Genomic DNA, 8,095 nt, shown 5'->3' with positions numbered 1-8,095 from the left:
TTCCGATGGTGCTGGCCTGCGGCGTGCTGTTTTCGACCATTTTCATCTCGCTCAACTTTGCCTCCGACCTTTTGGCCATGCTCGTCAATCCGCGCCAGCGACTGCCCAGGAAGGGGAACTGAACCGTGTCGAATAAAGTGACGCTGGGCGTTTCCGTGGCCGTTCTCGCAACGATGGCGGCTGCCGCCATCTTCGCGCCTGTACTTGCGCCCTTTCCGCCGAACGAGATGGTTCACACGCCGTTCGATGCGCCTGGCGTGGGCGGCGTGCTGGGCGCAGATGGCCTTGGCCGGGACATGCTGTCCCGCATCCTCTACGCCACGCGCTATACATTCGTTGCGACGCTGATAGCGACCACGCTGGCATGTATGCTCGGCGTGACGCTTGCCATCCTCGCGGGGCTCAGCAAGGGCTGGGTCGACATCGTCATCGGGCGCGCGGTCGATATCCTGATGTCGATCCCGCAGATCATCTTCGCCTTGATCATCCTGGCCATTGCCGGCGTGTCGCTGACCACGCTGATCCTGACCATGGCGGTCCTGCAGTCGAGCACCTACTACCGTGTCACCCGCCCGATCGCAGGTGACCTGGCGGCGATGGAATATGTCGAAGTCGGGCGCCTGCGCGGCGAGCGCCTGCACTGGTACCTGTTCAAGGAAATACTGCCCAACATGATCCCCTCGCTGTTGGCGCAGTTCGGGCTTGGGCTTTCGTCGGCAGCACTTTTCATCAGTTCGCTCAGCTTCCTGGGCATCGGCATCCAGCCACCCGCGGCCGATCTTGGCGGCCTTGTCCGCGAGAATGCGCTCGCCCTTTCAACCGGCCGTCTGACACCGCTGATACCGGCTTTCTGCATCGCGCTCTTCTGCTTGAGCGTGAACGGGATCGTTGATTGGCTCGTTGGCCGCTATTCAGACAAACCGGAATTGAAATGAGCGGAAATCGGATACTGAGCATCGACAATCTGCGCGTCGAGGCACGTTCGAGCGTTTTGCTCGATGACGTCTCGATCCATGTCGATCGTGGCGAGGTGCTGGGCATTATCGGGGAATCCGGGGCTGGCAAGAGCACGCTCGCGTTGAGCTCGATCATGCTGTTCAAGGCTGGCTGCGTGCCAACCGCCGGCTCGATCAAGCTGTGTGGCCAATCGCTCATGGAACTGGGCATCAGCGAGCTCGAAACCATCCGGCGCACCAAGGCGTCCTATGTCGCCCAAAGTGCTGCCGCCGCGTTCAATCCGTTCTATCGGCTGGAAGACCAAGTCACCGAAATACCTGCGATGTCGCAGAAGCTGACCACGGCCCAAAGGCGGCGTATGGCGGTCGAGCTGTTCGAGGAGCTTCAGCTGCCCGATCCCGAGAATTTCGGGCGGCGCTATCCGCACCAGGTTTCCGGTGGTCAGTTGCAGCGCGCGATGATCGCCATGGCGCTCATCAACCAGCCCGACCTGATCATTTTCGACGAGCCGACTACCGCACTTGACGTTACGACGCAGATCGAGGTGTTGCGGCTAATCAAGAAGGTGGCGCGTACGCATAATTGCGGCGCCCTCTACATCTCGCACGACCTGGCCGTGGTGTCGCAGATGGCTGACCGGATCGTGGTCATGCGCAACGGCAAGATGGTCGAGCAGGGCACGACCCGGCAACTGGTGGACAACCCGCAGACCGAATACGCGCAGCGCCTGGTCGCCAATCAGGGCGACGGTACCTATGCCAGCGCAAATGGTGGCGAGGCGACGTTGCTTGACGTGAGCAATGTCGATGTCGGCTATGGCGGGGTCGCGGCGGTCAAGGACGCGTCGATCAAATTGGGCGCTGGTTCGGTGCTGGCGCTCGTTGGTGAATCGGGCAGCGGCAAAACCACCTTGGCGCGCAGCATTGCCGGGCTGCAGCCGGCGCGTACCGGCCAGATCCGGATGCGTGACAGCATACTGGCGCCTGTCGTCGAAGGCCGCAGCTTCGATCAGCGCCGGCTGATCCAGTACATCCACCAATTGCCTGACCTTGCGCTCAACCCGCGCCAGACCATCCGCGACGTTATCGGCCGTCCGCTAACCTATTTTCACGGCTTGCGTGGTGCAGCCGCCGACCAGCGGCTTCGCGAACTGATGGAGTCCATCGAGCTGCCAGCGGCTTATCTCGACCGCTATCCGGCTTCGCTTTCGGGCGGACAGAAACAGCGCGTCTGCATCGCGCGCTCGCTGGCGGCGAAACCCGACATTCTGATCTGCGACGAGATCACATCGGCACTCGACCCGCTGGTTGAGGAAAGCATCGTCAAATTGCTGACGAGGCTGATCGAGGACGAGGGGCTCAGCATCTTGTTCATCACCCACAATCTAGGGCTGGCGCTGCGTTTCTCGCACAAGACGGCGGTGATGCAGGCGGGCAGGATCGTTGAACATGGCGAAACGCGGTCGGTGTTCGAGACACCGCAGTCGGACTACACGCGCAGCCTGATCCGCGCGGTGCCTCAACTGCGCGAAGGCTGGCTGGACGGGTTTTCCAGCAATGCTGCCCGGCCAGGGCCTCAGCCTGCTGAAATTCGAGGGAGATAAGAATGACCCATGCGATGATCATCGATGGCGAAAAGGTCAAAGCCGCAGAGACGTTCGGCGTGATCGATCCGGCGCGGGCGGAAGTGTTCGCTCAGTGTCCAGCTGCCAGGCCAGAACATCTTGATGCAGCAGTCGCCGCCGCCCGTAGGGCGTTTCCCACATGGCGGGATACGTCGTTCGATGAACGGGCAAGATTGCTCGACGAGATCGCCAATGCGGTCGAGGGCGACAAGGAGGCCCTGGCCGTGTTGCTCTCGACCGAGCAGGGCAAACCCCGCGCCAGTGCTCATGGCGAGATCGGCGCGGCGATCCACTGGATGCGTGAAACGGCAAAGCTTAGGCCTGCYGTCGAAGTCATCCGCGACGACGAGAAGCTCAGGATCGAAGTGCACCGCAAGCCGCTTGGCGTGGTCGGCTCGATCACGCCGTGGAACCATCCGGTGCTGATCGCCACCTGGCACATCATGCCGGCGCTGATGGCGGGCAACTGCGTGGTGATCAAGCCGTCGTCCTACACGCCGCTGAGCACACTTCGGCTCGTTGAGCTTGCCAATGCGCATTTGCCGCGCGGCGTGCTCAATTCGGTCACCGGCGAAGGCGGCATCGGCCGCGCTATCGCCGGCCATCCCGGCATCGACAAGATCGTGTTCACCGGCTCGACCCCGACCGGGCGCAACATCATGGCCAATGCCTCAACGACGTTGAAGCGACTGACGCTCGAACTGGGCGGCAATGACGCGGCGATTGTCCTTCCAGACGCGGATATCGACGCCATTGCGCCGGCGATCTTCGCCAAATCCTTCGGCAACAGCGGCCAGACCTGCGCTGCGCTCAAGCGGCTTTATGTGCATGAAAGCCTGCACGATGCACTCGCCGAAAAGATCGCCGGGCTGGCGCGTGCGGCGAAGGTCGGTCCAGCGACCGATCCGGCAAGCCAGTTCGGTCCATTGCAGAACAAGGCGCAGTTCGATCTGGTTCGCGAGCTTGCGGAAGATGCCAAGGCCAATGGCGGACGCTTCCTTTGCGGTGGCGCTCCTTCAGGGGAAGCGGGTTATTTCTTCCCRCTCACCGTGGTCACAGAAGTGACCGACGGCATGCGCATCGTCGATGAAGAGCAGTTCGGCCCGATCTTGCCGATCGTCCGCTACAGCGAAGTCGACGACGCGATCGCGCGTGCCAACGCCAGCGAGAACGGCCTGGGCGGCTCGATCTGGTCGTCGGACCTCAAGCGGGCTGAAGAGCTGGCGCGGCGCCTCGAATGCGGCACCGCCTGGGTCAATGACCACAGTTCGATTTCGCCCGCAGCACCCTTCGGTGGCGCCAAGCAATCGGGCATCGGCGTGGAGTTCGGCCATTGGGGGCTCGAAGAGTACATGCAGATGCAGACGGTTCACATCACGCGCTGATCGAGCGCTGGCTTCTGCTGTGAGGGGCGGCTCTGCGGCTGGCGCCGGGTGATCGCAGGACAGCAAAAGGAAAGGGCGGCCCTTGGCCGCCTCAGACTGCTGACAAACCCCTGGCAATTGCCGGGGGTTTTTGATTCACTGGGTCATGCTGAAGCGCCCTGGCCCTGAACAGACCGCGATCGAGATGGTGACGCTCGACCAGCTGGTCCCGCCCGACCACCTCTTGCGCAAGATCGATCGGGTGATCGACTTTTCGTTMATCCACGAGCTGACAGCACCGCTGTATTGCCCCGACAATGGCCGCCCGCCGCTCGATCCGACCTTGATGTTCAAGGCGCTGTTTTTGGGCTACCTGTTTGGCGTGCGCTCGGAGCGTCAGCTGGTGCGCGAGATCGAGGTCAACGTCGCTTATCGCTGGTTTTTGCGGCTGAAGCTGACCGACAAGGTGTTCGACGCCTCGACGCTGTCGCAGAACCGGCGCCGGCGCTATCGCGACGAGAGCGTGGCGCAGGCGATCTTCGACACCATCGTCGCGCAGGCGATCCGCCACGGGCTGGTCGACGGCACGGTTTTGTACACCGACTCGACGCATCTGAAGGCCAACGCCAACAAGGGCAAACACGACCTTGCAGTGGTTGCCAAGTCGCGCGCCGACTACTGGAACGATCTGGATCTGGCCATCGCGGCGGAGCGCGCCGAACACGGACAGAAGCCGTTGAAGGAGAAGGACCGCCAGCCGGTGGAGAAGCAGACCAAGGTCTCGCGCACCGACCCGCAAGCTGGCTACATGGTGCGCGAGGGCAAGCCGAAAGGCTTTTTCTACCTCGATCACCGCACCGTCGACGCCAAACACGCCATCATCACCGACACCTTCGCCACGCCGGCCAATGTGCATGACTCCATCGTCTATCTTGGCCGCCTTGACCGCCAGCGGCAGCGCTTCGGCCTTGACGTCGCCGCGGTCGGGCTCGATGCCGGCTATGCCACAGCAGGCATCGCCAAGGGGCTGGAGGCGCGCGCCATTGCAGGCGTCACCGGCTACCGCAACCCTCCCCCGCCCAGGCCCGGCATGATGCGCAAGAGCGCCTTCGCCTACGAGCCTGAGCTCGACGGCTACTGCTGCCCGCAGGGACAGGTGCTCGCCTACGCCACCACCGACCGCAACGGCTACCGCCACTACAAGTCCGATCCGGCCATCTGCCGCGACTGCCCGCTGCTCGCGTCGTGCACGTCAAACGCCAACGCCACTCGCCTGATCACCCGCCATGTCTGGCAGGACGCCCGCGAGCGCGCCGACGCCAACCGGCTGACCGCATGGGGCAAGGCCGTCTACCGCCGCCGCAAGGAGACCGTCGAACGCTCCTTCGCCGACGCCAAGCAACTGCACGGCCACCGCTACGCCCGCTTCCGAGGGCTGACACGCGTCGCCTGCCAGTGCCTGATCGCCGCCGCCAGCCAAAATATCAAGAAGATCGCCCTGACGCTGAGCCCCAGGCCAAAGCCGATGCCCGCCTGAACACCGGCACCGCTCCGGCAAATCCCCGAAACCGGCAATCTCCAAGCCGACCAACACCAAAAACAAAACCCCGCCAAAAAGGCGGGGTTTGTCAGCAGTCTGGGGCGGCCCTTGGCCGCCTTTTTTTGCGTTTCAGATGTTCGGACCGCTCAATAGCCAGAGCTGGAGGCTGGGGCTTGGTCGTTGCGGGCAGCCTTGAATTTGCCGGCAAGCGTGCTGGTGGCCTGCGCCAGAAGGGTGACGTCGGTGCCGACAGCCACGAAGGCCGCGCCCAATTCGAGATAGCGTGCCGCAAGCTCGGTGTCGGAGGTCAAGATCCCCGCCGCCTTGCCGCATTTGCTGATGCGCATGATTGCATCTTCCACCGCGGCCTGCATCTCAGGGGCACCGGGCTTACCGAGATATCCCATATCGGCGGCGAGGTCGGCCGGTCCGATGAAGATACCGTCGACGCCGTCGACCGACGCGATGCCTTCGAGTGCCGCAAGGCCGGCCCGGCTCTCCAGCTGGACCAGCAGGCAGGTCTGGTCATTGGCCGTCGCCAGATAGTCGGGGATGCGGTTGAAAGCTGAAGCGCGGGCAAGGGCGGCACCCACGCCGCGCACCCCATGCGGCGGGTAGCGCATGGCCTGGACGAGCTGGCGCGCTTGGTCCGCGGTTTCGACCATCGGCACCAGGATCGTCTGGGCGCCGATGTCGAGCAGTTGCTTGATGATCCATGTCTCGCCGATCGGCGGGCGCACGACCGCACTTGTACCTGATGCCGCGATCGCCTGGAGCTGTGTCGTCATCGTGGGAATATCGTTAGGCGCGTGCTCGCCATCGATGAGCAGYCAGTCGAAGCCGGCGCCGGCGCAGATCTCGGCGGTGTAGGCATTGGCAAGGCCGAGCCATAGACCGATCTGTGCCTCGCCGCCGAGCAGGGCGGCCTTGAACGTATTAACTGGTGCGGGCATGGGGTTCTCTAGGCGAAATAGGCGCTGACGGTGCCGAAGGGGCCGAAATCGGCCGTGATCGTGTCGCCATGGCGTGCCTCGACAGGGCGGATGAACGAACCGGACAGCACGATGTCGCCGGCCGCGATCGAGCCGCCGAACATCGCCAACCGGTTGGCAAGCCAGGCGATGCCGGCTGCGGGATGGTTGAGCACGCCGGCACCCAGGCCGGTTTCTTCGACTTCGCCGTTGCGCGACACGATGGCCCCGATCCAGCGCATGTCGGCTTCGGTGGGCCGCATCGGCCGACCGCCTGTAATGATGCCGGCATTGGCGGCATTGTCGGAGATGGTGTCGACGATTGTGCGCGTGCGGCCAGTGGCCGGGTCGCTGCGCAGGATGCGCGTATCCAGGATCTCGATGGACGGCGCAATGAAATCGGTGGCGTTGAGTACGTCGAAGACCGTCGTGTTGGGGCCCTGCAACGGCGCCTTCATGACGAAGGCGATCTCGGCTTCGATGCGCGGCTGGATGAAGCGGTCGGCTGGTATCGTCGCCGCATCCGAAAACATCATGTCGTCGAGCAGCACGCCTGAATCGGGGATATCGATGTTGAGCGCATATTGCATTGCCTTGGAGGTCAGGCCGATTTTCCAGCCGATCCTGCGGAGGCCCTGGGCGAGCTTGAGCTGCACCCACTCGGCCTGCACGGCATAGGCGTCTTCCATGTCCATCTCGGCATGGTCGAGCGACAAAAGCCCGATCTGCTTGCGCTGCTTTTCGGCCTGGTCGAGACGCTGGGCGGCGGCCAGATGCTGCTGTGGCGAAAGCTTCATGGCTGCTCGTCCATCACCGTGTTGCGCAATGTGCCGATGCCTTCGGCTTCGACTTCGACGACATCGCCTGACTTCAGCCAGCGCGGCTGCTCGAAACGGGCGCCGGCACCTGTCGGCGTGCCGGTCACGATCACATCGCCTGGAACGAGCGTGGTAAAGGTCGAGATGTAGGCGATCAACTTGCGGAAGCTGAAGATCATGCGGCTGGTGCGATCGTCCTGCCGCAACTCGCCATTGACCCTGGTCGTCAGGCGGATGTCGGCAATCTGCGTCTCGTCGGTGTAGGGCACGAGCCAGGGGCCGATGGCGCCGGAGGCGTCGAAGTTCTTGCCCTGGGTCACGTTGAACTTGGCGTGCCGCACCCAGTCGCGAATGGTGCCTTCGTTGCATAGCGAAAGCGCGGCGATGTGGCCGAGTGCATCCGTTTCGGTGATGCGGCGTCCGGCCTTGCCAATGACGATGACGATTTCGCCCTCATAGTCGAGCTGCGGCGATTCCGGCGGCCGCACGATCGCTGAGCGATGCCCGACGAACGAGCGCGGAAACCGGATGAACAGTGACGGGTTGGCAGGGGCCACCTGGCCGTCCTTGTATTCCTCGTTGCGGTCGGGAAAGTTCACCCCGACGCAGATCAGCTTTTCCGGTGCCGGAACCGGGATCTGGAAGGTGACCGCATCTTCGGCGATGTCAGCCGCGCGTTGCGCCGCTGCTTCTGCCAGCTGATTGAAACCGCTATCCGCGATGACCTCACGCAGGGTTGGCCATTGCGGGAAATGGGGCGCGAGTTCGATGATGCCGCTCTTGGTCACAGCGCCGTAGCTGGTTTTTCCGCCATGCGTGTA

Annotated in this window: 7 protein-coding genes; 4 read left to right on the top strand and 3 right to left on the bottom strand. The window is 63.3% G+C overall.

The window, feature by feature from the left end:
* Nucleotides 1-125 precede the first annotated feature (125 nt).
* The 4 genes from AC1DUU_RS16220 to AC1DUU_RS16205 all read left to right on the top strand — a co-directional run bounded on the left by AC1DUU_RS16220 (nucleotide 126) and on the right by AC1DUU_RS16205 (nucleotide 5,482).
* Nucleotides 126-935 carry an ABC transporter permease gene (locus AC1DUU_RS16220; RefSeq protein ID WP_476784436.1) on the top strand — a complete coding sequence of 270 codons (810 nt, stop codon included), beginning with the start codon at nucleotides 126-128 and terminating at the stop codon, nucleotides 933-935.
* Nucleotides 932-2,560, top strand: coding sequence for an ABC transporter ATP-binding protein (locus tag AC1DUU_RS16215; RefSeq protein WP_476784435.1), 1,629 nt, complete (start codon nucleotides 932-934; stop codon nucleotides 2,558-2,560). The genes AC1DUU_RS16220 and AC1DUU_RS16215 overlap by 4 nt, the downstream gene beginning before the upstream one ends.
* Nucleotides 2,561-2,562: 2 nt before the next feature.
* Nucleotides 2,563-3,966 (top strand): aldehyde dehydrogenase family protein, encoded by a 1,404-nt coding sequence (locus AC1DUU_RS16210; RefSeq protein WP_476784434.1) that lies wholly within the window; start codon nucleotides 2,563-2,565, stop codon nucleotides 3,964-3,966.
* 145 nt (nucleotides 3,967-4,111) lie between these two features.
* Nucleotides 4,112-5,482, top strand: coding sequence for an IS1182 family transposase (locus AC1DUU_RS16205; RefSeq protein ID WP_476784433.1), 1,371 nt, complete (start codon nucleotides 4,112-4,114; stop codon nucleotides 5,480-5,482).
* A gap of 149 nt (nucleotides 5,483-5,631) precedes the next feature.
* Here AC1DUU_RS16205 and hpaI read toward each other — a convergent pair whose 3' ends face one another.
* The 3 genes from hpaI to AC1DUU_RS16190 form a co-directional block, all read right to left on the bottom strand.
* Nucleotides 5,632-6,438: a 4-hydroxy-2-oxoheptanedioate aldolase gene (hpaI, locus tag AC1DUU_RS16200; RefSeq protein WP_476784432.1), complete on the bottom strand. Its 807-nt coding sequence runs from the start codon at nucleotides 6,436-6,438 to the stop codon at nucleotides 5,632-5,634.
* 8 nt (nucleotides 6,439-6,446) lie between these two features.
* Nucleotides 6,447-7,253, bottom strand: coding sequence for a 2-oxo-hept-4-ene-1,7-dioate hydratase (gene hpaH / locus AC1DUU_RS16195; RefSeq protein ID WP_476784431.1), 807 nt, complete (start codon nucleotides 7,251-7,253; stop codon nucleotides 6,447-6,449).
* A partial coding sequence (locus tag AC1DUU_RS16190) for a fumarylacetoacetate hydrolase family protein (RefSeq protein ID WP_476784430.1) occupies nucleotides 7,250-8,095 on the bottom strand: 846 nt, incomplete at its 5' end. The genes hpaH and AC1DUU_RS16190, both read right to left, overlap by 4 nt.

The sequence above is a fragment of the Aminobacter sp. P4_H6_2 genome, assembly GCF_056400805.1.
Note: the sequence above shows the minus strand (reverse complement) of the source record. Positions and strands in the feature narration are given on the sequence as shown.

Excerpts from the sequence above, each read along its gene's own strand:
- AC1DUU_RS16215 (WP_476784435.1), top strand. The coding sequence starts at position 932 with ATGAGCGGAAATCGGATACTGAGCATCGACAATCTGCGCGTCGAGGCA.
- hpaH (WP_476784431.1), bottom strand. The coding sequence starts at position 7,253 with ATGAAGCTTTCGCCACAGCAGCATCTGGCCGCCGCCCAGCGTCTCGAC.